The sequence below is a fragment of the Novosphingobium sp. KN65.2 genome, from assembly GCF_001368935.1.
GTDB classification, from domain to species: Bacteria; Pseudomonadota; Alphaproteobacteria; order Sphingomonadales; family Sphingomonadaceae; genus Novosphingobium; species Novosphingobium mathurense.
On sequence record NZ_CCBH010000148.1, the window covers coordinates 20179 to 43702 of the forward strand.

Sequence of the window (23524 nt, forward strand, 5' to 3'; positions counted from 1 at the left end):
TGGCGCTATCTGACGCCGATCACCCCCTGAAACCGACCTTGCCGGCCATGATCACCGCCTGTGTGCGGCTGAAGACGTTCATTTTCTGCAGTATCGCGGAGACGTGGGCCTTCACCGTCGTCATCGAGACGTCCAGCTCGTAGGCGATCTGCTTGTTCAGCCGCCCGGCGACGAGATGGCCAAGGACGACGCGCTGCTGCGGGGTGAGGCTGTCGATGCGCGCGCGGATGAGGTCTTCTTCCGCGGCTTGCGTATCGTCGACCTCCAGTTCGGGCATGTAGATCTCTCCGGAGAGGACCTGTTGCAGGGCATCGACGATCGCGGCGCGCTTCAGTGACTTTGGCACGAAGCCCGCTGCGCCGGCTGCCAATGCATCGCGCACCACGTTGCGGTCGCACACGCCCGAGACCATCACGACGGGGGTCGCGGGAAAGTCGTCGCGCAGGCGCTCCAGTCCGGAAAGGTGCGAGACGTCGGGGATGTTGAGGTCGAGCAGCATCAGATCGACGTCGCCCGATGCCGACAGCACCTGCAGGGCGCTCTCCAGACAATCCGCCTCGAGGATCTCACAATCCGGGAAGGTATCGTCGAAGATCGAGCGCAGTCCGTCACGGACCAGCGAATGGTCGTCGACGATCAGGACGCGGTCCGGTGCGGTGAACTCTTCCATGGTTCTGTCCCTGGCGACCAATATGCTCATGAAGTTAACCCGGGGAGGTTGGGCGCGCCAGTCCCGGACTGGCGCGCCGGTTGCCGTGCTGACCGCTTACTTGGGCAGCTTGAACACCCAGAGCATGCCGCCCTGGCTGATTTCCTTGAACGTCTTGGCGACTTCGCCGCCCCAGAGCGGCACCGCGCCGCCCCAGCCTGACATCACCGCGACGTACTGTTCGCCGTCCTGCATCCAGGTGATCGGCGAGCCGACGACGCCCGAGCCGGTCTGGAACTTCCACAGTTCCTTGCCGGTCTTCGCGTCGAAGGCCTTGAGGTAGCCCTCCGGCGTGCCGGTGAAGACGAGGTTGCCGTGCGTGGTCAGCACGCCGCCCCACAGCGGCGCCGCGTTCTTGTATTCCCACACGATCTTGCCGGTCTTCGGGTCCATCGCACGCAGGGCGCCGATGTGGTCTTCGGCGATCGGCCTGATGGTAAAGCCCGCGCCGAGGTAGGCCGCGCCCTTCTTGTAGGCGATCGGTTCGTTCCAGATGTCCATGCCCCAGTCGTTGGAGGGCACGTAGAACAGGCCGGTATCCTGGGAATAGGCCATCGGCATCCAGTTCTTGCCGCCCAGGAACGAGGGCGAGGCGAACACCGACTTGCCCTTGTCCGGACCGGCCGGTGCGCCGGGACGGTTGGCATCGACGTAGTTGGGACGGCCGGTCTTGAGGTTGATGCCGTTCGCCCAGGTCGTCTCCATCACGAACTTGTGCGCGCCCAGAAGCTTGCCGTTGCTGCGGTCGAGCACATAGAAATAGCCGTTGCGGTCGGCCTTGGCGCCCAGCTTCATCGGCTTGCCGTTCATCGTCGCGTCGAAGGGAATGAATTCGTTGACGCCGTCGAAGTCCCAGCCGTCGTGCGGGGTGGTCTGGTAGTGCCACTTTATCACGCCGGTATCGGCGTCGATGGCCAGGGTGGAACTGGTATAGAGGTTGTCGCCCGGGCGCAGGTGGCTGTTCCACGGGGCCGGGTTGCCGGTGCCGAAGAACAGCAGGTTGGTGCCCGGGTCATAGGTGCCCCCCAGCCATGTGGCGCCGCCGCCCGTCTTCCACATGTCGCCCGGCCAGGTCGCGCCGGTCTTGCCGGTCACGCCGTTTTCCCTGCCGTTGAGCATGCCCATGTGGCCTTCGATGGTCGGGCGCGACCAGATCAGCTCGCCGGTGTCGACGTTGCGCGCCTGCACTTCGCCGATGATCCCGAATTCGCCGCCGGAATTGCCGGTGATGACCATGTCCTTGACGATCAGCGGGGCGGCGGTGGCCGAGTAGCCGGCCTGATAATCGGCGAGCTTCTTGTTCCACACGACCTTGCCGGTCTCGCGGTTGAGCGCGATGAGGTGCGCATCGAGTGTGGCGAAGATCACCTTGTCGCCGTGGATCGCGGCGCCGCGGTTCACGACGTCGCAGCACGGCATGATCGCATCGGGCAGGCGGGCGTTGTATTCCCACTTCTTCTCGCCGGTGCGCGCGTCGAAGGCGAAGAGGCGCGAATAGGAACCGGTGACGTAGATGGTGCCGTCATAGACCAGCGGCTGGGCTTCCTGCCCGCGCTGCTTTTCCCCGCCGAGCGAGGCCGCGAAGGCCGGCACGAGCTTGCTGACATTGTCGGCGTTGAGCGTGTCCAGCGGCGAGAAGCGCTGCTGCCACGGCCCCAGGCCGTAGCTGAGAACGTCGCCGGTGGATTCAGCATCGTTCATGAGGTCGGCGCTGGTCGGTCCGGCCGCGTGGAGCGGTACGGCTATCGTACTGCCAGCCGCGGCGAGCACCGCGATGAGTTTTGAGAAACGCCGCTTCATCCTATCCCTCCTTGTTGCTTATGCGCCGAGTTCAGGTGCCGGTAATCGACCTGTTGCCCCCGGACGTCGAAAGTCAGCCTAGTCGTTGGAGAGGGGCGGACAATTGAACCTTGGGACAAGACGAGTGGGATATGCGCATCTTCGGCAAAGCTTCGAAGGGCGCACCGCAATGGCGGCCGGAAGCGGGCGGGTCGCGCGGATGTCAGGTAAGGATGCGGTTCGGGGGACGCCGGTCGCAGTCGGCGTCCCCGTCCCCCTGGTTCACGAAGCGGAGGGCTGGGCGGCAAGAGCCGGCTGCCACTCGACCCCGTGTCGAGCGAAGATCGTCTTCATCCGGCCGTCCGCGGCCATGGCCATGATCTCTTCCTCGAGGACGAAGCCGAGCGAGCGGCTGTTTTCCTTGACCGCGATGCCGATGTCCCAGCCCGGCGAGAGCATCGCGGGCAGCGGTCCCTTGCGCTTGCGGATCGCGGCATCGGGATGGTCGGCAAGCGCGGCCTCGATCTGCGCGCGGCTGGCGACGGCGAAGTCGGCCTTGTCCTCGCCCAGCGCCGCGACGGCGGCATAGCCGCTCGGCAGGTGGGTCACGTCCCTGGCAAGAATGCCGCCGAAGCTGCCCAGCAGGTAGAAGTCGGGGATCGAATCCAGTTCGGCCGCCAGTCGCTTGCCGTGCATCTGGACGGGTGGAGCCTCGCAATCGCCGATATCGGCCGCGCAGGCCGCGCCGAAGCTCTCGCGGTAATAGGGCGCCAGGAACACGACGTTATCCTCCTGCGCCATGATCTGGCGGTCGAACGGCACGTGCAGCATCACGTCGCAGCGCTGGAAGCCAAGCAGGCCGCCGCGCCATACGACGTTGCGCAAGTCGTCCGACAGCTCCTCGTCGGCCGGGAACAGCGCGATGTCGGCGCGCACGCCGAGGTGTTCGGCCAGCACGCGGGCGAGCTCGACATCGATCCCCGAGGGCGTGCCGTCCCGGTCCCACGACCAGGGCCGGTTGTCGGCATAGAGCCCGACGCGCAGCACGCCCAGTTCGCGGACTTTCTCCAGCGGGGCGGCGAGCAGGGGTGCCGGGCGCAGGGCGGCAGGCAAGGCGAGCGCGCCGAGCGCGCCCGCCAGCCCGGCCAGGAACGACCTGCGGCTGTCGCCTGCCACCGGTCAGTCCTCGGTGTGCTGGGTTTCCAGCCAGGTGCGGATCGCCCAACCGGCCTTTTGCCCCAGCACATCGCCGAAGGGCGGCATATAGACCTTGCCGTCGTGGCTGGAGCCGTGGCGGAAGCGTTCGACGAACCATTCGTCTCCCGATGCACCCAGTTCGAGATAGCGCAGGTCCGGCGCGATACCGCCGGAAATCGCCTGCAGGCCGTGGCAGCGCGCGCAGTTCTGGCCATAGGCGGATTCGCCGATCTCGATGGCCTTCGGGTTGCCGGTATAGGGGTTCTCTTCGAGCCAGTGGTCGTTGCCGCCGTCAATATCGGGCAGGGCGCTGGTGTCGACCGCCTGCGGGGTTACGTTACCGTGCGCATGGAGGTTGCCGGCGATGGAGAAGGAAGCGATGGCCGCCGCGCCAAGCAGGGCCGAGCGGCCGATTGTCAGTTTCATGGTCAGTCATCCTCTGCGACTTGCGGCCTTGCGACTTCGGATTGCCTCCGGTTGCCGCCGCCTTGTTGCCGTTCTGGATAACCGAGAGCCGCGCGCCGCCCCAATTGGACTATGGTACCAGACCAAGGTGCAATTCCCCGCAGGCCGCCAGGTGGTAGGCTTGCCCCCATGGAGAGATGCCTGAACCGGATCGCGCTGGTCGCTTGCGCCGCGCTCTCGCCGCTCGTTTGCGCCGCACCCGCACTTGCCGGGGACCAAAGCGCCGCGACCAGGGCCTATGTCAGCAATGAGCGTTCCTCGACGGTCACCGTTGTCGACCTCGCCAGTGGCAAAGCCGTGGCGAACTGGCCGGTGGGCCATCGCCCGCGCGGCATCGCGCTCACCCGCGACGGCAAATACCTGCTGGTCTGCGCCAGTGCCGACAATGCCGTGGAAGTGCGCGATCCGCAGACCGGGGCGCTCGTCTCGGTCCTGCCCTCGGGCGCCGATCCGGAGCAGTTCTTCGCCTCGCACGACGGGAGGCTGCTGTTCATCGCCAACGAGGACGATGGCGCGGCCACTGCAGTCGATCTCGCCAAGGGTCGCCTTGCCTGGCAGGTTCCGGTCGGGGAAGAGCCGGAAGGGATTGCCGAAAGCCCCGACGGCAAATGGCTGCTCGTCACCAGCGAGGAGGACGCGACCGTCGCCTGGATCGACCTCGCCACGCGCGAAGTGATCGAGGAAATGGAGACGCAGACCCGGCCACGCCACGTCGAATTCACGCCCGACGGCGCCCACGTGTGGGTTGCCGCGGAAATGGCGGGCGTCGTCCAGATCGCCGATGTCGCGAGCCGCTCGGTAATCGCGACCATCGACTTCGCCCCGCCCGGCGTGCCGGCATACAAGGTCATGCCCTGCGGCATCCGCTTCACGCCCGATGGCCGCACCGCCGTCGTCGCATTGGGGCGGGCCAATGCCGTGGCCGTGGTCGACGTAGCCAGCCGCAGGGTGCGCGGCTACATCGCCGTGGGCGAGAGGCCCTGGCACCTGGCGATCCTGCCCGGCGGCAAGCGTGCGCTCGTCGCCAATGGCGGCAGCGACGACCTTTCGGTGGTCGACCTCGAGGCACTGGCGGTCACGGCGACGATCCCCACGGGCGAAGGCCCCTGGGGCGTCGCGCTCGGCCATTAGCCCTCGTTCCAAAGTACAGGAACCAAAGTCCAATACCCGACGGGGCGCTCCCGGCCCATCATCTTCCCCAGTCGCAGGAATAGTCGACACCATCTTACCGAAGGGGGAAGGATAATGATCTCCAGGATCATTCTACGTGGCTCTGCCGCGCTGGGGGCACTCGCCCTGGCGAGCGCGCCAGCATATGCCGGAACGGGCGAAACGCTGCTCAAGCGCCTTCATGAAAAAGGCATCCTGAGCGATGACGAATACGCCGAACTGCTGGCCGAGGAACAGGCGCAAGCGGCTCCGCCGTCCAGTGCCGCACCGATGGAAAGGGCACAGGAAACGCTCGATTCCAGCCGCATGGTGCGCATGACGGAAAGCGGGATCGGCATGGAAGTCGGTCCGGCCACGATCAAGTTCTCCGGCTCGGTCAACGGCTTCTACGTTCACGACAATCCGGACACGCCTTCGGCCACGACGAACGTCGTCGGCGGCATCGCCAGCGTCGGCACCCGCAATTCCAGTGCGGTGCGCAACGGCCTGCTGCCCGGCTACCTGACCGTCTCGGTCTCTACCAAGCAGGAAGGCTGGGATATCGGCGCCTTCTTCGGCCTCTATCCCGGCATCAACTCGACCGCCTGGGGTGCGCTGGGTGCGAACAACGGCGGCCAGCCGACCGCGCTGGCCACGGCCGGTATCGATGCCCGTCAGACCTACCTGACATTCGGCAAGCCAGGGCTGGGCACGATCAAGATCGGTCGCGACATCGGCCTCTTTGCCTCGGAAGGCATCCTCAACGACATAACCCTGTTGTCCTCGGGCACGCCGGGCAACAACGTCGCGCCGGGCAATACGACGCTGGGCCGCATCGGCGTGGGCTACATCTACACCGACTTCCAGCCGCAGATCACGTATACCAGCCCCAACTTCTCCGGCTTCCAGGCCTCGGTCGGCGTGTTCCAGCCGCTCGATTCCCTGACCGGACCGGCGCAGAGCAATTCCAGTCCCGGCGTGCAGGGCAAGCTGACCTATGACGGCAAGCTCGGCGGGATCGGCACCCGGTTCTGGGTCTCCGGCGTCAGCCAGAAGCACGACATCGCGGCAGGCGGCAGCTACACAGGCAAGGGGCTGGACCTGGGCGGCAAGGTTACGGCGGGGCCGATTGCCGTGACCGGTTACTACTATACCGCCAGGGGCCTTGGCACGACGGTCTTCGGCCTCTTCGATACCGACGCCTTGGGCAATCCGCGCAAGAGCGACGGCTTCTATGCCCAGGCTCTCGCTACTTTCGGCAAGATCGGAGTCGGTGCCAGCTACGGCGAAAGCTCGCTGCACCATGCCAATGCCGCCGACGCGCTGGCCAATCCGGATCTGGTCAAGACCAACTCCAGCTACGTCGGACAGCTTCGCTACAGCCTGACGAGCTGGGTCACGCTTATCGGAGAATACGTACACTCGAAGGCCAAGGCCCACAGCGGCAACGCGGCCGAGAGCGACGCCATGGCGCTGGGCGGGATCCTCTTCTTCTGAGGCGCTTCCCGGCCCCGTGCGGCGTGCTTCCCCGCCGCACGGGGCATCCCGGCAGACCCGCCTCCTACCAGGGCTGCCGGGATCGCCGGCTCCCTTTTTCGTCACCCGTAGACAGGTCGCAGAGATATGGATGACTTTCGTTTCCCGGGCGCCATGCGTGGCCCCTTGACCATCACCGCCACGGCGCTTGCGCTGGCGTTCCTGTCCCCCGGCCTCGCGCTCGCCGACGAAGCCGCCGATGCAGGAGAAATCCTCGTCACCGGGCACGGGCTTGAGGAAACTCCGGGCACGCCCGCCTATTCCACGCTCGAAATCGCCCGGAAGGAGATCCTTTCGGCACCGTCCGGGCGGATCGAGGACGTGCTGACCTCGGTTGCCGGCTTCCAGCAGTTCCGCCGTTCCGACAGCCGTTCGTCCAATCCTTCGGCGCAGGGGGTGACCTTGCGGGCGCTGGGCGGCAACGCATCGAGCCGCGCGCTGGTCCTGCTCGACGGGGTGCCGATGGCCGACCCATTCTTCGGCTACATCCCGCTTCCCGCTCTGGCTCCCGACCGTCTGGGCCGCATTCGGGTGACGCGCGGTGGTGGTTCCGGTCCCTTCGGCTCGGGCGCGCTTTCGGGCACGATCGAACTGGAAAGCGCCGGACCTGAGGATCTCGGGCTTGTCTCGGGCAGCGTCCTTGCCAACCAGCGCGGCGAAACCGAAGCGAGCGCCTCGATCGCGCCGCAGCTGGGCTCCGGCTTCGTCGTCGCCAGCGGGCGCTGGGATCGCGGCAAGGGCTTCTGGACCACGCCGTCCGATGACCGCGTCCCTGCTTCTGTGCGAGCCCGCTTCGATTCCTGGTCGGCCGGCCTGCGCGCGATCGCGCCGCTTGCTGACGACATGGAGCTGCAGGCGCGCGGGCTTGTCTTCGAGGATCACCGCACCTTGCGCTTCGATGGTGCGGACAGCGCGACCGAAGGGCAGGATGCCAGCCTGCGGCTTGTCGGGCGGGGTGCGTGGCAGTTCGATGCGCTGGCCTATGTCCAGGCGCGCAACTTCAGCAATGTCGTCGTCAGTTCGACGCGGTTCGTTCCCGTGCTCGACCAGTACAAGACGCCCGCGACCGGGATCGGCGGCAAGTTCGAACTGCGCCCGCCGCTGGGCGATGCCCATGTGCTGCGGCTCGGCGCCGACTGGCGGCGCACTTCGGGCACCATGCAGGAAGTCGCGATCAGTGCCATTACCGGCAAGATTACCGCGCGCCGACGGGCCGGTGGGCACAATACCGACCTCGGCCTCTTCGCCGAGGAGGACTGGACGCTGGGTCCTTTCGTTCTCACCGGCGGCCTGCGCGCGGACAGGACCGTCATTGCAGGCGGGTATTTTACCGAGAGCAGCCCCGATGGCCTTGTCGCCAGCGACGAGCGCTATCCCGACCGGGCCGACTGGACGCTGAGCTACCGCGCCGGTGTGCTGTTCCATGCAAGCGAGGCCATTGCCCTGCGCGCCTCGGCCTACAGCGGGCTGCGCTTGCCGACGCTCAACGAACTCTATCGTCCCTTCACCGTTTTCCCGGTCGTCACCCGCGCCAATGCCGCCCTGCGCAACGAGAAGCTCGAAGGTTACGAGGCCGGCGTCGATCTCGCTCCGGCGCGGGGCTTGAAACTCTCTTTGACGGCGTTTGAAAATCGCATCGAGAACGCCATAGCCAACGTCACCATCGGCACCAACCTGCGCCAGCGCCGCAACCTGCCCGAAATCCGTTCGCGCGGGATCGAAGCCGCGGCGCACTTCGCCACCGGTCCGGTCCGCCTTGATGCCTCCCTCGCGTGGAACGATGCAGAGGTCCACGGCTCCGGGATTTCCGCGGATCTCGACGGAATGCGTCCGGCACAGACACCGCGTTTTGCAGCCAGCGCGACCCTCGCCTTCGTTCCTGCCGACAGGTGGAGCGTGGCCCTGACCCTGCGCCATGTCGGCGCGCAGTTCGAGGACGACTTGCAAACCGACGTTCTTCCGGCAGCCACCACGCTCGATGCCCTTGTGGAAATCCCGCTCGGCGCGCGCGCCTCGTTCATCCTGCGCGGCGAAAACCTGTTTGACGAGAAGATCATAACCCGTAACTCTGGCGGCTCGTTGGACCTTGGCGTGCCCCGCACGCTGTGGGCCGGTTTCCGCTGGGGCTTGTGATCGGGCCCCGATCATGAGGTCATCCGATGACGGTCGAGAAGTACAACCTGGGGGCCCGCTGGTTCCACTGGATCCTTGCGATTCTTGTCATTCTCAATCTGGCGTCCGGCCTGCTGCACGAACCGCTGGAGAAGGTCGTCCAGCTCATGACCGTGCACAAGTCGTTCGGCCTGATCATCCTGCTGGTCACGATAGGGCGGATCATCTGGCGCCTGCGTTGGAAAAAGCCTGCGCTGCCCGATCACTTTTCACCTCTCGAGCGCATGGCCGCATCGACCACGCATGTGGTGCTCTATGCGCTGATGCTGATCATGCCGCTGACCGGCTGGATATTCTCGTCGGCGGGCAAGTATCCGCTCAGCTTCTTCGGCCTGTTCCTCTGGCCCAAGCTGCCGATCAGCAAGGACGGCCCGTTCGCCGGCCCGGCGCACGAAGGCCACGAGATTCTCGGCTGGGTGATGCTGGCGCTGGTGGTGCTGCACATCGCTGCCGCCCTGCGCCATCACTTCGTGCTCAAGGACGGCATCCTGCGCCGCATGATGTAAGGACCGGCCTGGCCGCGGTACTGGCCGCGGCCGCGCTGGCGTGGCCGGCCCCGTCCCGGGCGGACGAGGCGCCGCCGATCACGGTCGTCGCTCCGGGCGGCGCGATCGATCTCGACGAAGCCCGGGTCATCGATGCCAGGGCGCTCGATGCCGCGGCCCGGCCCGACCTTGGCCGCACGCTGGAGCGCACGGTTCCGGGTCTTACCCTTGGCGAAGCGACCGGCAATGCCTGGCAGCCATCGATCGGATGGCGCGGCTTTTCCGCCTCGCCGCTTCAGGGCGCGGAGCAGGGGCTTGCCGTCTATCTTGACGGCGTGCGCTTCAACCAGCCTTTCGGCGACGTCGTGCTTGTCGACTTGCTGCCCGAGGCGGCACTGGTGCGCGCGCGGCTCACCGAAGCGAGCCCGGTCCACGGCCGCAATGCGTTGGCCGGATCGCTGCTGCTTGAAACCCACGACGGCACGACACTGCCCGGTCTGCGGCTCGCGCTCGACCGGGATAGCCTGGGGAGCATCGGAGGAATCGCGTCGGCCGGGATTGGCGACACGGATTCGAGCGTCCTGCTGGTAGCCGACCGGCGTGACGACGAGGGCTGGCGCGATGCCAGCCCCTCGCGACTGGATCGGCTTTTCGCCAAGGGATTGCACGCCGGGCAAGGCTGGGGGCTGGAGGTACAGGCGCTGGCGGCCCGAACCCGCCTGACCGGCAATGGCGTTTCGCCGGTGGAGCTGCTGGCCGCAGACTACCGCGCCGTTTTCACTCGCCCCGATACGACGCGCACGTCGTTTCTGCGCCTTGTCGCAGCGCCATACTTCGATCTGGGAGCGAGTGGACGGATCGAACTGCGCAGCCATTACCAGCGCCTCTCGCGACGAAGCGCCAATGGCGATCTCGCCGACTTCGGTCCCTGCGACGGCAAATCCGGGTTCCTGTGCCTTGGCGATGAGGAAGACGGCTTTTCCGAGCCCCTGCTGTCGGGAGGGGCAGCGGTTGCCGCCGATCCCGCCATCGCGGATTACGCCGTCTTCAACCGTGGCCGCGAGCGGACGCACGGCGGCGGCGCGACGCTGCAATGGCTCGACGAGCGCGAGACCGACCGGGGCACGCGCCGGTTCGCCTTCGGTCTTTCGTGGGAGCGGCACCGCACGCGCTTTCGCGCCGTCAGTGAACTGGGCGTGCTGGAGGAAGACCGAACGGTCGAGGCGCTTGGCCACGTACTCGCCTCGGCGGACGGTGCGATCACTTCGGTCGATGTCGTCAGCCGGATGAACGACCTGGCGCTGTTCGCAAGCGCCGAACTGCCGCTGACACGTGCGCTCACTGCCGAACTGGGCGCGCGCTGGGCACGCAATCGGGTCGAGCTCGACGACCGGCTCGGCACTGCCCTCGATGGCCGCCACCGCTTCGCCCGGATCAATCCATCGTTCGAATTCGACTATGTCTTGCAAAAGAACCTGCGCGCGACGGCGGGTTTCGCGATGACCAGTCGCATCCCGACGCCTGCGGAGCTTTCCTGCGCCGACCCCGAAGCGCCGTGTACATTGGCCAATTTCTTCATCGCCGACCCCCCGCTCAAGGCCGTCACCGCGCGCAACTGGCATGTCGATCTGGAAGGCGCGTCGGGGAGACTGGGCTGGCGCCTGTCCGTCTGGCGCGCGGATACGCGAAACGATATCCGCATGGTTGCCTCGCAAGTGCGCGGGCGCGCCTACTTCGCGAATCTCGGGCGCAGCCGCAGGCAGGGCGTTGAGGCGTCGCTGGAATGGCACCGCGATGCCTGGCGCCTGAGCGCGGGCTATGCCTTTACCGACGCCCGGTTCCGCAGCCCGTTCCTGCTGTCGAGTCCGGCCAATCCCATGGCCGACGCGGAACGGGTGATCGCGGTTGCGCGCGGCGACCGGTTGCCCGGCACGCCGCGCCATGCGCTGAACCTTTACGCGGGCCGCGCGACGAACGCCTGGGAACTGGGTGCCGCGATGCGTGCGCGTACCGCGCAAGTGCTTATGGGCGATGAGGGCAACGACAATCCGCGCATACCCGGCTACGCCGTTTTCGACCTGTTCGGCAGGCTGACTCTGGCTCCGGGACTGGAACTGGCAGGCGAACTGCGCAACCTTTTCGACAAGCGCTACGCGACCGCAGGGACCTTCGCCGAAATCGAAGAGATCGACCTTGCCGAAGCCCCTGGTGCCAGCGATCCGCGCGCCTATGCTCCCGGCGCGCCGCGCCGCCTTACGGTTTCACTGCGCGCGCGTTTCTAGGGGTGTTCAGTTGGACGGTAACTGGCCGGTCTGGTCCAGCCGCCGCCACACTTCGTCCATGGGTTCGATCACCGTGACAGTGCGGTTTTCGCCAAAGCGAATGCGCGTGCCATCCTCGACGGGCGTGATGAAAGTGACTTGTGTGGCATTGACGATGGCAGGCACTCTGTCGGTGGCGGTGAACTTCACGAACATAAACGGCTCTCCCACTTGTTTGTGCTGACGCTAGCCTGATTTCGGGAAGTTGCCAGAGGCATTTCACTGGCTTTGCGCAGACGTGCATTTTCCGATGCGGCGGGCGTATGACGACGACGATGGCGTCACGACGGGGTAGGATGCGTCATCCCCGCCTGCGCGGGGATGACGGGCTGGGAGGAGCGGTCCCTTAACGTTGCTGCTTGAGGTAGTCGATGATGGCCTGCCGCTTGGCAGGGTCCTTGAGGCCGGGGAAGCTCATGCGGTTGCCCGGGACGAGTGCGCGGGGATTCTCGATCCACTTGTCCAGCGTCGCCTCGTCGAAGGTCAGGCCGGAATTCTCCAGCGCATCGGAGAAGCTGAAACCGCCTTGCGCGGCCTTGGCGCCAAAGACGCCGTAGAGGTTGGGGCCGAGCTTGTCCGGTGCACCCTTGGCCGCCTCGTGGCAGACCGCGCAGCGCGCAAAGACGGCAGGGGGCGCGGCATCGGCAAGCTTGACCGGCTCTGCAACCGGCATCGCGGCGGCAACCGGTGCAAGGCCCGGCTTTGGGCTTGGCGATGGCGTGGGCTTCGGTTCAGGCGTCGCCGCTTGTGTCGGCTCGGGGGCGCTTGTCGGCGCCTCGGCTTCCGGCGCGGCGATGGCGACGGCTGGGGCAGCAGCTTCGGTTGCGGCGGCGCTGACCGTTTGTGCAGGTTCAGGTGCGGCCGTGTCGTTGCCGCCGGAACAACCGGCCAGCACCAGCGCCGACAGGCCAGCGGCAAGGTGAAAACGCATGTGATCATCTCCCGGATCGAATGTTGGCGCAGGTTTCGCACGGTCGCCGGGAGGCCCGCTATTGCACTTTGGTTCTGTGCAGCCGGGCAGCGCGGACGACGAGGCGGGAATTGGTATTCCATACCTTTGGTCCGGTTGTGGACGCACGGCAGGCCGGTTTATTATGCTGCCATCGAATCCGGAGCGAACCCGGGATCGCTGCAGGGATGAGTCATGCACAATGAGCACGAATTGCGCCGCACCGTCGTCGGCGAAATGCACCTGCGACGCTGGCCCTTGCTGGAGGCGCCGTGTCTTATCATCCAACTGGTCCGGGTCCTCGATGCGCCAGACCGCGAGGCCGAGCGTCGGGCACTGGAAGACTTGCCCCAGGGCGCCTGGATCGATTGCACCGACAATCCACGCCATGTGAAGGGCCTGTTCTCGCCCGGAGTGGCCTTTACGCTGGAGCGGCACAACGAAGCGAGCACCACGACGCTTTTCGTCAGGGACGGTACGCTGGAGGCGCTGTTCGCCCCGGCGGTCGGCAGCGACCTGGAGAAGGCGGTGGCCTGGGCCAATGTCCTGCCGGGCAAGGTGATCCGCGCGACCCGGCTGCTGCTGGTGAAGGACGAGGGCGAGGCCGGCGCGCTGCTGCCGCAGATCGGCATTGCCGACGACGAACTCGTATCCTGCCGCATCGGAACCGGTGAATCGCTCGGTGCATCGGCGCGGATCTGGTCGGACTTTCGCCTGCGTGAGCAGGGCTTCGGCATCCTTATCGTCGCGGCCAACGGAATGCTGCCCGCCGACCTTACCCGCACCGTCCAGCGGCTGCAGGAACTGGGCAACTACCGCAATCTTGCGCTGCTCGGGCTTCCGGTCGCGCGCGAAGGGTGGAAGCGGCTCGATCACATCGAGGCGATGCTGGGCAAGATGAACGGCGCAATCGCGCGGCCAGAAGTGACCGACGATTCGCTGCTGGAGGAAGTGACCAGCCTCTACATGGATCTCATCACCCACTCGGCCGAATGCGATTACCGGATGAGCGCGACCGAGGCCTATGCCACTATCGTCGAGGAGCGGCTTTCCGACCTCAATATACGGCCATGCCCGGGGCACCTGTCGCTGACCGACTTCACCCAGCGCCGCTTCTTCCCGGCCGTGCGCACCTGCGCCGCCCATCGCCGCCGCGCCGAGCAACTTGCCCAGCGCACCGCGCAGTTCGTCTCGCTGTTCCGCACCCGGATCGAGACCCGCATCGAGAACCAGAACGGGCGGCTGCTCGCCTCGATGGAGCGCAATGCCACGCGCCAGTTGCGCCTGCAGCAGCTGGTCGAAGGCCTTTCGGTCGTGGCGGTGAGCTATTACGCCCTGGGCCTGCTGGCAAAGCTGCTGGAAGGGGTGGAGAGCGTCGTGCCCGGGCTGCACGCCCATTTCCTGACCGCGCTGATGGTGCCGTTCGTGCTCGCTGCGGTGTGGCTGGGGATCCATCATATGAAGAGACGGATTCTCGAGCCCATGGCGAGGTAGCTTGTGACAATCCATGACAAAGGCACCTCGGTCACGGGACTGTCACAAGTGCGCGGCATAGGCGCAGGCCATGGATGTTCGCAGTCTCTCGCCCGATCGGGGCAATGTGCCGCAGCCGATCCGCCTGATCGTTCTGGCCGGCCGTCCGCGCAATGGGACAGATCCCCTCGCGGAGCGCTTCGGCGTGAGCCACAAGTGCCTGATTCCGCTCGCCGGCAAGCCATTGATCGCGCATGTCCTGCAGACCGCGGTAAGCCACCCGCGCATCGCCAGCCTTGCCGTCTGTATCGAGCGTGACGGCTTCGAGCCGGTCTACGATGTCCTGACGCGCCTGCCCGGGCGCGGTACGGTGGCCCTGATCGAAGCGCGCGAATCGCTGGCGGACAGCGTGCGCGCCGCGGCGCAGGGCTGGGACGGGCCGACGATCGTCACGACCGCCGATCATGCGCTGTTGAGCGCTGCATCCATCGATGCCCTGCTCGATACGCTGGAAACGGCCGACATCGCCTTTGCCCTGACCCGCCGCGAATGGGTAGAGGCCGCCCACCGTGCAGGCCGTGGCCATTATCTCCGGCTGCGCGACGGCGATTTCGCCGCCTGCGACCTTTACGGCATGTCCGGGCCTCAGGCCTTGCGCGCGATCGAGGTGTTTCGCGGCGATCGCTTCGACCGCAGCGGCCAGCGCATCGCCCGTGCGACCGGGGCACTGGGCCTCCTGCGGGTCATGCTCGGGCTTGAGACCCTTTACGGGGCCATCGCGCGCGCCTCCCGGCGATTGGCGCTGAAGGTCGGTGCTGTAATTTTGGGCGATGGCAGTCAGGCCATCGATATCGACGATGACCGCACTTACGCGGTGGTGCGCGACTTGCTCGAGACGCGCCATGTCGAGCAAGTCGAGGAAGAAGCGCCCAGGCGCGCCGTCGCCTGACGGCGTGGGCGCGCCGGGCTTTCGCATCGATTTCCGGATTGCCTGCCAAGGTTGAGGCGGGGTCTGTTCCCTGGCCTCAGGCCCCTGAATTGTTTCGTCAATTCAGGGGATGGTGCGGTCGAGAAGACTCGAACTTCCACGGGCTTTCGCCCACAACGACCTCAACGTTGCGCGTCTACCAATTCCGCCACGACCGCTAAATCAAACGGGGCTTGGTTCGCACCAGCCCCGTGGCAGGAGCGCGCCATTAGCAAAGGGATTGGGGGGCTGCAAGCGCTGTTTCCGATAAATTTTCCCGGAGGCGAAATTTATTCGGAGTGGGCGCGTGCGAACCCGCCTTATTCGGGCTTCCAGCCGATCTCGGCAGCGGCAGCCGCCTTGGGAATGTCGGTCAGCGCTTCGTTGATGGTCACCATTTCGCCGGGCGCGAGTTCGCGCTTGGGCGGAACGATTTCCTTTTCGTAGACGATGCGCTCGCGATCGTCGCGCAGGACGACGAGCAGCGAGGGGACGTAGCGCGATTCGCTGCCGATGTTGCTGATCGTGCCGCTCACGCTGAAGAATTCGGTGCCGTCGGGCAGGGGCTTGCGGTCCTGCCGCTTGCGCGGGAAGTCCAGCTGCAGGTCCGGCTGCGCCTTGGTGAAGCTCTGGCGCGGGATCGGCACCCAGTCGGGCAGGCCGAACCATGCCACGGCTCCGGTCAGGCTCAGCGTCGCGACGGCGAACACGCCGGCGGCAATGGTGCCGATCTTGGTCCAGTTGCGGCGCGGGCGGAACGGCGGCGAGAAATCGAAGCTCGAAGGGCCTTCATCGGCATAGCGCGCGCCAACGGTGTCGTCATAGTAGGATGCCACCGTGCGCTGCGGCGCCCGGGGCGGGGGCGGCAGCGGGGAATCCTCTTCGGAAAAAGGCGTGCGCCCCGGCGCGACGGGTTCCGCCTTACGCTCGGTCTCCGGCTCTGCGGTGCGGGCTTCGGGCGGGTTTTCCCTGGCGGCGGGGGCAGGTTCCGGCCGCGGCTGCGCCGTTTCCTGAGCCGGGCCTTGCGCCGCGGCCTGGCTTTCGGTTTCGGCCAGGGCGAGTTCCGGGCCTTCCTGGAACCAGCTGTGACGGCATTTGGCGCAACGAACGGTGCGGCCATCCACGCCGATGGCACTGTCCGGGACGGCATAGCGCGTAGAGCAGGCAGGACAGGCGATTATCATGGTGCCATGTTATAAGCACGGTTAGCTCGCGCGGGACAAGCTTCGGACATGTGGGTAGGCGGTCCAATGGCCTTTTTTCCACATTCAATGCTCGCTATAGGCCACAAATCGCCCGTTCGGACCGGACACACTGACTAACCAGATGAGTATGACTGCGGACGGGGAAATCATTCAGTTCGACAACGTGGGGCTTCGCTACGGAACCGATCGCGAGGTTCTCAGCGATTTGAGCTTCACCTTGTTTCCGGGGCGCTTTTACTTCCTGACCGGTGCCAGCGGTGCAGGAAAGACTTCGCTGCTGCGCCTGCTCTATCTCGCCCAGCGCCCTTCGCGCGGGATGATCCGCATGTTCGGGACCGACGCGATCACGATGCCGCGCAGCCGCCTGCCGGGCCTGAGGCGGCGCATCGGCGTGGTTTTCCAGGACTTCCGGCTGATCCCGCACTTGTCCGCGTTCGACAACGTCGCGCTGCCGTTGCGCGTGGCCGGGCATCAGGAAAAGGATCTGGTCGGACCTGTCCGCGACATTCTCGACTGGGTGGGCCTGTCCGACCGCATCGATGCGCGCCCTCCCACGCTTTCGGGCGGTGAGCAGCAGCGCGTGGCCATCGCCCGCGCGGTAATCGCGCGACCGGCGATGCTGGTCGCCGACGAGCCGACCGGCAACGTCGATCCCGAAATGGCGCTCAAGCTGATGCGCCTGTTCGAGATGCTCAATCGCCAAGGCACGACCGTCGTCGTCGCGACCCACGATCTCGACCTGCTGCGCAAGGTGCCCGAAAGCCTGATCATGCGGCTCGACCGCGGCCGCCTGTCCGATCCGACCGGAGCGCTGCGCTACCCGCCGAGGAAGATGCAGTGAGCCTGCGCACCTTACTGGGCGGCGGGCGCCGGCTGATGGGCCGGGGCGAGGCCGAGCTGATCCCGCAGGGACGCATGTCCGGCCCGATGCCCTGGGTCATCGCGATCATGGTGGCGATGACCGCCATCGCCCTGGCCGCGGGTCTCGCGCTAGGCAATGCCGTCACTGCCGCGCGCGCCGAGATCGAGGGCGGCGTGACCGTCCAGATCGTCGAACCGCGCGCCGACGTACGCGCCGGACAGGCGAAGCGTGCGGTCGCGGCGATCAAGGACCTGCCCGGCATCGCCGGCCTGCGGCTGGTTCCCCAGACCGAACTCGATGCCCTGATCGAACCCTGGCTGGGCACGGGCATCGACGATGCGACGGGGAATGCCATTCCGGTTCCCGCGCTGATCGATGTGCGCCTCGATCGTCAGGCGACGCCCGCCCGGCTCGCCGCGATCGCGAAGGCGGTCATGCCGGTCGCCCCGTCCGCGAAGATCGATGCGCAGTCGAACTGGCTCAAGCCGGTGTTCGACGCGATGGTCTCGCTGCAGTTGCTGGCGATGGTACTGGTCGGACTGCTGGCTCTGGCGCTTGCTGCCGCGGTCCTGCTGGCGGCGCGTTCGGCGCTCGGTGCCAATCGCGACACGATCGAGATCGTCCACCTGCTTGGCGGCACCGATGCGCAGGTCGCGCGCGTGTTCCAGCGCTCGATCGGCTATGACGCGGCCGGGGGCGGGGCGGTGGGGCTGGTGCTGGCGATGGTGGTCATCTTCGCGCTCGGCCGTCGCTTTGCCGGGCTGGGCGCTGGCCTGGTCGATAACGGTGCGCTGATCTGGAGCGACTGGCTGCTTCTTGCACTTGTCCCATTGCTGGCCACATTGTTGGCAATGGTCACGGCGCGGCTCACGGTGATGCACGCCCTGCGCAAGATGCTATAGTACACACACGATGTTTCGTCGCACGGTCGCATTCCTGTTTCTTGCCTGGCTGTTCGGGTTCCTGTGGTTCGCCATCGCGCTGCCGCAGCCGCTCGACGGGACGAAGACCGATGCGATCATCGTCCTCACCGGCAGTGCCGGCCGGATCGAACATGCGCTGGACGTGCTGAAGGAGGGACAGGCGTCGCGCCTGCTCGTCTCGGGGGTCGACCGCGAGGTCAAGCCGCGTGAATTCGCCGCCCAGTTCGGCGTATCGGACAAGCTGCTCGAATGCTGCGTCACCCTTGGCTACAACGCCTATGACACACGCTCCAATGCGATCGAGGCGGCACAGTGGGTCAGTGAGCACAAGTCCAGGTCGGTGCGTCTCGTTACCGCCGACTGGCACATGCGCCGCGCCATGCTGGAAATCTCGCGGGAAATGCCTGCCGGTGTCGAACTGAAACCGGATGCGGTGTCCTCGCGTCCCAGCCTTGGCGCGCTGTTCCTCGAATACCACAAGCTGCTGGCGCGCTTCGTGCTGAACCTGTGGGGCAAGTGATGCGCAGTACCCCGGCCGACGTCATGCGCAGCCTGGCGTTCTATCTCGCGTTCTATACCGGCTCGATCTTCTATGTTCTGGGCTTCTTCGCGGCCGCCAGGCTGGGCGAGATGCCCGCCCGGAAAGTGGTGCGCGGCTGGTCGCGCTTCCACCGCGGCTGTGCCCGCTGGCTGCTGGGCATGCGTGTCGTCGTCGAGGGCGAAATGCCCAACGACGGGGTCCTGGTGGCGATCAAGCACGAGAGCTTCTTCGAGGCCATCGATTTGCCCTCGCTGATGGACTGGCCGGTGCCGTTTCCCAAGTCGGAGCTTGCCCGTATTCCCGGTTGGGGCGCCGCGGCCATGCGCTACGGCATCGTCGTGGTCGAACGCGAGGAGGGGGCGAAAGCCCTGCGCTCGATGGTCGCCAATGCCCGCCACTTCGCCGCCAAGGGCAGGCCGCTGGCGATCTTCCCGGAAGGTACGCGGGTGCCGCACGGGACGCGCGGCGAACTGCAGTCCGGCTTTGCCGGGGTCTACAAGCTGCTCGGTCTGCCGGTCGTGCCGGTCGCGGTCGACAGCGGGCGGCTCTACCACCGGCGCTGGAAGAAGCCCGGGGTCATCACCGTGCGCGTCGGCGAAATGATTGAGGCGGGCCTGCCGCGCAAGGAAGTCGAAGCGCGCGTGACCGAGGCGATCAACGCGCTCAACCGCTGAGCGCTCGATATTGTCGGTTAGGTGACTTCGGTGACTTCCACGCTTTGCGAATTGAGCGTGACGGCGCCGTAGCTGGTGAGGAACGAGACGTCGGCGGCATCGCGGCCCACGCCGATCTTGGCAATGCCTTCCGGACGCGACATGCCGGTCGCGTCGACCATGTGCCAGGCCCCGTCGAGGAACACTTCGGCCACCGCGTGGAAATCCTGCGGGTCTACGCCGAGACCGTAGACGCTGGCAAAGCGCGCCGGGATTGCGCTGGCGCGGGTCAGCGTGATCATCAGGTGCGCGAAATCGCGGCAGACGCCCTGCCGGGTCACGAAGGTCTGCTCGGCGCAGGTGCTGCTTTCGCTCGATCCGACGACGTAAGTGAGGTGCTGGCCGATCCAGTCGCGGATTGCGCCGACGCGAGCGCCGCCCTGCAGTTCGCCGAATTCGGCCTCGACCAGGTTCTGGAAAGTATCGGAAGGGCAATAGCGCGAGGGCATCAGGTAATCGACCGTCTCCCCGGGCAGGAGGTGGGCCGGAACCGCGGCAAGGTCATCGACATTGGCAAGCATGCGCACCGGTTCCACCGTCGCCTCGTAGCGGACCTTGAGCGATTCCGCCGCGGCCAGCCAGATCCGGTCGCCGATGTTGTCGTGCCCGGGGATGCGCGCGAAGTGTTCCACCGGTGGCAGGTCGATATGGGCGCGCAATACTTTCTGTTCGGGCAGGATGGCCGCCTCGACCTGAAGCAGCACGTCGGCAGGCGCCGGAAGCGAATAGTCGAGCTCGGTACGGATCGATAACTTCATGTCGGCACGGCTCCGGCGTGAGGGCTGTCCTCCGCTCAATGCCGGGTAGCCGAAAAAGGTTCTCCGGGCCTCAGATTTTCTTCGTTCCGTTCTCGTGGTCGCCGCGGCCGAAGTCGGGGCGGGAATCGTCCTGCCCTTCCTGGATGATCGAGCGGCGGATCGCGCGGGTGCGCGCGAAGTGCCCGAACAGTGCGTCGCCATCGCCCACGCGGATGGCGCGCTGCAGGGCGGTGAGGTCCTCGGTGAAGCGCTGCAGCATCGTGAGCACCGCTTCCCTGTTGGTCAGGAACACGTCGCGCCACATCGTCGGATCGCTGGCGGCGATGCGCGTGAAGTCGCGGAAACCGCCGGCAGAGTACTTGATCACCTCGCTCTGGGTCACGTCCTCGAGGTCCGAGGCGGTGCCGACGATGGTATAGGCGATCAGGTGCGGCAGGTGGCTGGTCACGGCGAGGACGAGATCATGGTGCTGGGCATCCATGATCTCGACGTTTGCGCCCAGCGCCTCCCAGAATTCGACGAGCTGCGAGAGCTTGACGAGGTCGGTATGCTCGGGCGGGGTGACGATGCACCAGCGGTTGCGGAACAGGTGGGCGAAGCCCGCGTCGGGGCCGGAATTCTCGGTGCCGGCGACGGGGTGGGCCGGGATCACGTAGTGATCGGGCAGGGCTTCGCGCAAGGCCGTCGCGATCGACTGCTTGCACGAGCCGACATCGCTGATCAGCGCATCCTCGCGCAGCGCGTCCCGCACCTGTGCCGCCGCTTCGCCCATGACGCCGGGGGGCACGCAGAAGATCACGAGATCGGCCTCGCGCACCGCCTCGGCAGAGGTTTCGCAGACCTGGTGAACAAGGCCGCGCTCGGCCGCACGGGCGCGGGTGGCGGGGTCTAGGTCGAAACCGGTAGTCCGGACCTCGGGCAGGAATTCCTGCGTGGCCAGGCCGATCGATCCACCCTGCAGCCCCAGCCCGATGATGGCGACTTTCCTGAAGCTCATTTGGCGGCTTCCGCCATTTCGCGCAGGGCATCGGCGATCACGTCGAGGTCGGCGCGTTTGCCGATGGTGATGCGCAGGGCTTGCGGCAAGCCCTGTCCGGGCAGCCAGCGCACGATGTAGCCGCGTTCGGCAAGGCCGTCGAACGCGGTCTCTGCCGAAAGTGCGCCTTCGAACAGGATCAGCACGAAGTTCGCCTGGCTCGGCAGCGCGCGCAGGCCGTGGTTGCCCAGCGCTTCGATCTTCTCGACGAAACGGGCACGCTCGACGCGGTTGTGGATGTGGCTGCGCTCGAGAAAGGCTGTATCCTCCAGTGCGGCCAGCGCCTTGGCCTGCCCGGTGTTGGAGACGTTGAAGGGGCCGCGGATGCGGTTGAGTGTCTGGATGATGCCCGGCGCGCCGGTGCCCCAGCCGATGCGTTCGCCGGCGAGGCCGAAGATCTTCGAGAACGTGCGGGTGACCAGCACGTTTTCGTGCATGGCGGCCAGAGCGATTGCGCCATCCTCGTCCTCGGGCGCAACGTATTCGCCATAGGCCTGGTCGATCACCAGCAGCACGTCGGCGGGCAGCGCCGCGTGAAGCCGCGCGATCTCGCCCTTTGGCAGGAAGGAGCCGGTCGGGTTGTTCGGATTGGCGATGAAGACGACGCGCGTCCTGTCCGTCACCAGGGCGATCAGGGCGTCGACATCTGTACCGTAGTCTGCATCGGGAGCGACCACCGGAGTCGCGCCGCAGCGGCGCGCGGCTATGTCGTAGACCGAAAAGCCGTAGCGCACGTAGATCACTTCGTCGCCCGGACCGGCATAGCCCTGCGCGGCCAGGTTGAGCAGTTCGTCAGAGCCGGTGCCCATGACGATCCGCGCCGGATCGATGGCGTGCATTTCGCCGATCTTCGCACGCAGCGCCTTGCTGTCCGGGTCGGGATAGAGCGAGGGGACCTGGGCCTGTGCGGCCAGCGCGGCCTCGCTGGTGCCCAGCGGATTCTCGTTCGCCGAGAGCTTGATCAGCGGCCGCCCGTCCTTGCCGGAGGATTTGCCCGGCACATAGGCGTGAATCGCCTCGATCCAGGGCTTGGGCTGCGGGGCTTTCGAACGGGTTTCGGTTTCGGTCATCACGCGCGCGCCTTTAACGCAGCGTGGGACCGATTGACAGCCTGTGATTGACAGTTGCCGGGACGTCCCCCACTTGGCGGTTCATTATGGCCACGGCCCGCGACATAGAAACGAGCAAAGTCCTTGAACTGGCGCAGCCTCTCCCGCTCGATGGCGGGCAGAGCCTCGAAGGCGTGCGTGTCGCTTACGAGACGCACGGAACCCTCAACGAGGCCCGGGACAACGCGATCCTCATCTGCCACGCCCTGACCGGCGATCAGTATGTCATGTCCGATCACCCCAAGACCGGCAAGCCGGGGTGGTGGGTGCGCATGGTCGGGCCGGGCAAGCCGATCGACACGGATCGCTTCTTCATCATCTGCGCCAATGTGATCGGCTCGTGCATGGGCTCGACCGGACCGGCAAGCTTGGCGCCGGACGGCAATCCCTATGGCATGCGGTTTCCGGTCATCACCATCCGCGACATGGTGCGCGGCCATATCGCCCTGCTCGATGCGCTGGGGATTGACAGTCTCTATGCTGTCGTCGGCGGATCGATGGGCGGGATGCAGGCGCTTTCGCTGGCGGCGAACTTCTCCGAACGTGCGCGCGCGGCGCTGGTCATCGCCTCGACCGCGCGCCATTCGGCGCAGAATATCGCCTTCCATGAAGTGGGGCGCCAGGCGATCATGGCCGATCCGGACTGGCGCGAGGGTGCTTATTACGAGGCCAAGGAGAACGGCGGGAAGGGTCCGGAAAAAGGCCTCTCGGTCGCGCGCATGGCCGCGCATATCACGTATCTGTCGGAAGCCGGTCTGACCGAGAAGTTCGGTCGCCGCCTGCAGGACCGCAGTGAGAAGACCTTTGGCTTCGATGCCGATTTCCAGGTCGAATCCTACCTGCGTTACCAGGGCCTGTCCTTCACCGACCGGTTCGACGCCAATTCCTACCTCTACATTACCCGCGCGATGGACTACTTCGACCTTGCCGAGGAGCATGGCGGGATGCTGGCCAAGGCGTTCGCCCGCTCGAAAGCGCGCTTCTGCCTCGTCAGTTTCGATACCGACTGGCTCTATCCCACGTCCGAATCGCGCAACGTGGTCCACGCGCTCAATGCGGCCGGCCTGCCGGTGAGCTTCGTCGAACTGTCCGCCCCGTTCGGGCACGACTCGTTCCTGCTCGACGTGCCCGCGCTCGACCGCGTCGTCGAAGGATTCCTCGGAGAAGGCCGCTAG

The 23524-nt window shown here is 66.2% G+C and carries 22 protein-coding genes and 1 tRNA gene; 12 read left to right on the forward strand and 11 right to left on the reverse strand.

The genetic code is table 11. From position 1 onward, the window contains the following. Positions 1 to 19: 19 nt before the first annotated feature. From SPHV1_RS11105 to pedF, 4 genes are all read right to left on the reverse strand, one after another. Positions 20 to 700 carry a response regulator transcription factor gene (locus SPHV1_RS11105; protein ID WP_176168092.1) on the reverse strand — a complete coding sequence of 227 codons (681 nt, stop codon included), beginning with the start codon at positions 698 to 700 and terminating at the stop codon, positions 20 to 22. Between the two features lie 66 nt (positions 701 to 766). Further along, positions 767 to 2509: a methanol/ethanol family PQQ-dependent dehydrogenase gene (locus tag SPHV1_RS11110; protein WP_054946110.1), complete on the reverse strand. Its 1743-nt coding sequence runs from the start codon at positions 2507 to 2509 to the stop codon at positions 767 to 769. 261 nt (positions 2510 to 2770) lie between these two features. Beyond that, positions 2771 to 3664, reverse strand: coding sequence for an ABC transporter substrate-binding protein (locus SPHV1_RS11115; protein WP_054946111.1), 894 nt, complete (start codon positions 3662 to 3664; stop codon positions 2771 to 2773). A 3-nt stretch (positions 3665 to 3667) separates the two neighbouring features. Then, entirely contained in the window at positions 3668 to 4111 is a 444-nt protein-coding gene (gene pedF / locus SPHV1_RS11120) for a cytochrome c-550 PedF (protein ID WP_054946112.1), read from the reverse strand. 168 nt (positions 4112 to 4279) lie between these two features. On the opposite strand from pedF, the gene SPHV1_RS11125 reads away from it, so the two are divergent. The 5 genes from SPHV1_RS11125 to SPHV1_RS11145 all read left to right on the forward strand — a co-directional run bounded on the left by SPHV1_RS11125 (position 4280) and on the right by SPHV1_RS11145 (position 11774). Then, entirely contained in the window at positions 4280 to 5281 is a 1002-nt protein-coding gene (locus SPHV1_RS11125; protein ID WP_082430965.1) for a PQQ-dependent catabolism-associated beta-propeller protein, read from the forward strand. Between the two features lie 114 nt (positions 5282 to 5395). Next, positions 5396 to 6796: a porin gene (locus SPHV1_RS11130; protein ID WP_156367337.1), complete on the forward strand. Its 1401-nt coding sequence runs from the start codon at positions 5396 to 5398 to the stop codon at positions 6794 to 6796. Positions 6797 to 6949: 153 nt separating this feature from the next. Next, on the forward strand, positions 6950 to 8968 hold the full coding sequence (locus SPHV1_RS11135) for a TonB-dependent receptor (protein WP_054946178.1): 2019 nt from the start codon (positions 6950 to 6952) through the stop codon (positions 8966 to 8968). Positions 8969 to 8994: 26 nt separating this feature from the next. Continuing rightward, positions 8995 to 9513, forward strand: coding sequence for a cytochrome b (locus SPHV1_RS11140; RefSeq protein WP_054946113.1), 519 nt, complete (start codon positions 8995 to 8997; stop codon positions 9511 to 9513). 314 nt (positions 9514 to 9827) lie between these two features. Beyond that, the gene (locus SPHV1_RS11145; protein ID WP_369817894.1) at positions 9828 to 11774 is read left to right on the forward strand and encodes a TonB-dependent receptor; all 1947 of its coding nucleotides are present in this window, start codon (positions 9828 to 9830) and stop codon (positions 11772 to 11774) included. Between the two features lie 6 nt (positions 11775 to 11780). On the opposite strand, the gene SPHV1_RS11150 is transcribed toward SPHV1_RS11145, so the two are convergent. Further along, complete coding sequence (locus SPHV1_RS11150; RefSeq protein ID WP_041558713.1) at positions 11781 to 11969, reverse strand: hypothetical protein; 189 nt, start codon at positions 11967 to 11969, stop codon at positions 11781 to 11783. 190 nt (positions 11970 to 12159) lie between these two features. Next, positions 12160 to 12744: a cytochrome c family protein gene (locus SPHV1_RS25765; RefSeq protein ID WP_231634634.1), complete on the reverse strand. Its 585-nt coding sequence runs from the start codon at positions 12742 to 12744 to the stop codon at positions 12160 to 12162. A 213-nt stretch (positions 12745 to 12957) separates the two neighbouring features. Between SPHV1_RS25765 and SPHV1_RS11160 the strand changes: the two genes are divergently transcribed. Both SPHV1_RS11160 and SPHV1_RS11165 read left to right on the forward strand, forming a co-directional pair. After that, positions 12958 to 14256: a DUF3422 domain-containing protein gene (locus SPHV1_RS11160; protein WP_054946114.1), complete on the forward strand. Its 1299-nt coding sequence runs from the start codon at positions 12958 to 12960 to the stop codon at positions 14254 to 14256. 70 nt (positions 14257 to 14326) lie between these two features. Further along, positions 14327 to 15184, forward strand: coding sequence for an NTP transferase domain-containing protein (locus SPHV1_RS11165; protein ID WP_054946115.1), 858 nt, complete (start codon positions 14327 to 14329; stop codon positions 15182 to 15184). Positions 15185 to 15294: 110 nt separating this feature from the next. Here the strand turns inward: SPHV1_RS11165 and SPHV1_RS11170 are convergent. Both SPHV1_RS11170 and SPHV1_RS11175 read right to left on the reverse strand, forming a co-directional pair. Beyond that, positions 15295 to 15381 (reverse strand) — tRNA-Leu (locus tag SPHV1_RS11170). Positions 15382 to 15522: 141 nt separating this feature from the next. Further along, complete coding sequence (locus SPHV1_RS11175; RefSeq protein ID WP_054946116.1) at positions 15523 to 16386, reverse strand: zinc-ribbon domain-containing protein; 864 nt, start codon at positions 16384 to 16386, stop codon at positions 15523 to 15525. 148 nt (positions 16387 to 16534) lie between these two features. On the opposite strand from SPHV1_RS11175, the gene ftsE reads away from it, so the two are divergent. Genes ftsE through SPHV1_RS11195 form a run of 4 tightly spaced genes read left to right on the forward strand, consistent with a single transcriptional unit; the run spans position 16535 to position 19407 of the window. Further along, a complete protein-coding gene (ftsE, locus tag SPHV1_RS11180; protein ID WP_054946181.1) occupies positions 16535 to 17248 on the forward strand; it encodes a cell division ATP-binding protein FtsE in 714 nt (237 codons plus the stop codon). Positions 17249 to 17283: 35 nt separating this feature from the next. Continuing rightward, positions 17284 to 18171, forward strand: coding sequence for an ABC transporter permease (locus tag SPHV1_RS11185; RefSeq protein WP_054946182.1), 888 nt, complete (start codon positions 17284 to 17286; stop codon positions 18169 to 18171). A gap of 10 nt (positions 18172 to 18181) precedes the next feature. Next, entirely contained in the window at positions 18182 to 18712 is a 531-nt protein-coding gene (locus SPHV1_RS11190) for a YdcF family protein (RefSeq protein WP_054946117.1), read from the forward strand. After that, the gene (locus SPHV1_RS11195; protein WP_054946118.1) at positions 18712 to 19407 is read left to right on the forward strand and encodes a 1-acyl-sn-glycerol-3-phosphate acyltransferase; all 696 of its coding nucleotides are present in this window, start codon (positions 18712 to 18714) and stop codon (positions 19405 to 19407) included. Before SPHV1_RS11190 ends, SPHV1_RS11195 begins: the two co-directional genes overlap by 1 nt. A gap of 17 nt (positions 19408 to 19424) precedes the next feature. Here SPHV1_RS11195 and SPHV1_RS11200 read toward each other — a convergent pair whose 3' ends face one another. The 3 genes from SPHV1_RS11200 to hisC form a co-directional block, all read right to left on the reverse strand. Continuing rightward, positions 19425 to 20204 (reverse strand): transglutaminase family protein, encoded by a 780-nt coding sequence (locus SPHV1_RS11200; protein ID WP_054946119.1) that lies wholly within the window; start codon positions 20202 to 20204, stop codon positions 19425 to 19427. Between the two features lie 70 nt (positions 20205 to 20274). Further along, the gene (locus tag SPHV1_RS11205) at positions 20275 to 21201 is read right to left on the reverse strand and encodes a prephenate/arogenate dehydrogenase family protein (protein WP_054946120.1); all 927 of its coding nucleotides are present in this window, start codon (positions 21199 to 21201) and stop codon (positions 20275 to 20277) included. Further along, a complete protein-coding gene (gene hisC, locus SPHV1_RS11210) occupies positions 21198 to 22310 on the reverse strand; it encodes a histidinol-phosphate transaminase (protein WP_054946121.1) in 1113 nt (370 codons plus the stop codon). The genes SPHV1_RS11205 and hisC overlap by 4 nt, the downstream gene beginning before the upstream one ends. A gap of 86 nt (positions 22311 to 22396) precedes the next feature. Between hisC and SPHV1_RS11215 the strand changes: the two genes are divergently transcribed. Next, complete coding sequence (locus SPHV1_RS11215; RefSeq protein ID WP_054946122.1) at positions 22397 to 23524, forward strand: homoserine O-acetyltransferase; 1128 nt, start codon at positions 22397 to 22399, stop codon at positions 23522 to 23524.

What these genes read in the sequence shown, in the direction of transcription:
- SPHV1_RS11195 (WP_054946118.1), top strand. Translation starts at nt 18,712, where the DNA reads ATGCGCAGTACCCCGGCCGACGTCATGCGCAGCCTGGCGTTCTATCTC.
- SPHV1_RS11160 (WP_054946114.1), top strand. Translation starts at nt 12,958, where the DNA reads ATGCACAATGAGCACGAATTGCGCCGCACCGTCGTCGGCGAAATGCAC.
- SPHV1_RS11165 (WP_054946115.1), top strand. Translation starts at nt 14,327, where the DNA reads ATGGATGTTCGCAGTCTCTCGCCCGATCGGGGCAATGTGCCGCAGCCG.
- pedF (WP_054946112.1), bottom strand. Translation starts at nt 4,111, where the DNA reads ATGAAACTGACAATCGGCCGCTCGGCCCTGCTTGGCGCGGCGGCCATC.
- SPHV1_RS11175 (WP_054946116.1), bottom strand. Translation starts at nt 16,386, where the DNA reads ATGATAATCGCCTGTCCTGCCTGCTCTACGCGCTATGCCGTCCCGGAC.
- SPHV1_RS11185 (WP_054946182.1), top strand. Translation starts at nt 17,284, where the DNA reads ATGGGCCGGGGCGAGGCCGAGCTGATCCCGCAGGGACGCATGTCCGGC.
- SPHV1_RS25765 (WP_231634634.1), bottom strand. Translation starts at nt 12,744, where the DNA reads ATGCGTTTTCACCTTGCCGCTGGCCTGTCGGCGCTGGTGCTGGCCGGT.
- SPHV1_RS11130 (WP_156367337.1), top strand. Translation starts at nt 5,396, where the DNA reads ATGATCTCCAGGATCATTCTACGTGGCTCTGCCGCGCTGGGGGCACTC.
- SPHV1_RS11150 (WP_041558713.1), bottom strand. Translation starts at nt 11,969, where the DNA reads ATGTTCGTGAAGTTCACCGCCACCGACAGAGTGCCTGCCATCGTCAAT.
- SPHV1_RS11105 (WP_176168092.1), bottom strand. Translation starts at nt 700, where the DNA reads ATGAGCATATTGGTCGCCAGGGACAGAACCATGGAAGAGTTCACCGCA.
- SPHV1_RS11205 (WP_054946120.1), bottom strand. Translation starts at nt 21,201, where the DNA reads ATGAGCTTCAGGAAAGTCGCCATCATCGGGCTGGGGCTGCAGGGTGGA.
- SPHV1_RS11135 (WP_054946178.1), top strand. Translation starts at nt 6,950, where the DNA reads ATGCGTGGCCCCTTGACCATCACCGCCACGGCGCTTGCGCTGGCGTTC.
- SPHV1_RS11215 (WP_054946122.1), top strand. Translation starts at nt 22,397, where the DNA reads ATGGCCACGGCCCGCGACATAGAAACGAGCAAAGTCCTTGAACTGGCG.
- SPHV1_RS11125 (WP_082430965.1), top strand. Translation starts at nt 4,280, where the DNA reads ATGGAGAGATGCCTGAACCGGATCGCGCTGGTCGCTTGCGCCGCGCTC.
- hisC (WP_054946121.1), bottom strand. Translation starts at nt 22,310, where the DNA reads ATGACCGAAACCGAAACCCGTTCGAAAGCCCCGCAGCCCAAGCCCTGG.
- SPHV1_RS11110 (WP_054946110.1), bottom strand. Translation starts at nt 2,509, where the DNA reads ATGAAGCGGCGTTTCTCAAAACTCATCGCGGTGCTCGCCGCGGCTGGC.
- SPHV1_RS11190 (WP_054946117.1), top strand. Translation starts at nt 18,182, where the DNA reads ATGTTTCGTCGCACGGTCGCATTCCTGTTTCTTGCCTGGCTGTTCGGG.
- ftsE (WP_054946181.1), top strand. Translation starts at nt 16,535, where the DNA reads ATGACTGCGGACGGGGAAATCATTCAGTTCGACAACGTGGGGCTTCGC.
- SPHV1_RS11200 (WP_054946119.1), bottom strand. Translation starts at nt 20,204, where the DNA reads ATGAAGTTATCGATCCGTACCGAGCTCGACTATTCGCTTCCGGCGCCT.
- SPHV1_RS11140 (WP_054946113.1), top strand. Translation starts at nt 8,995, where the DNA reads ATGACGGTCGAGAAGTACAACCTGGGGGCCCGCTGGTTCCACTGGATC.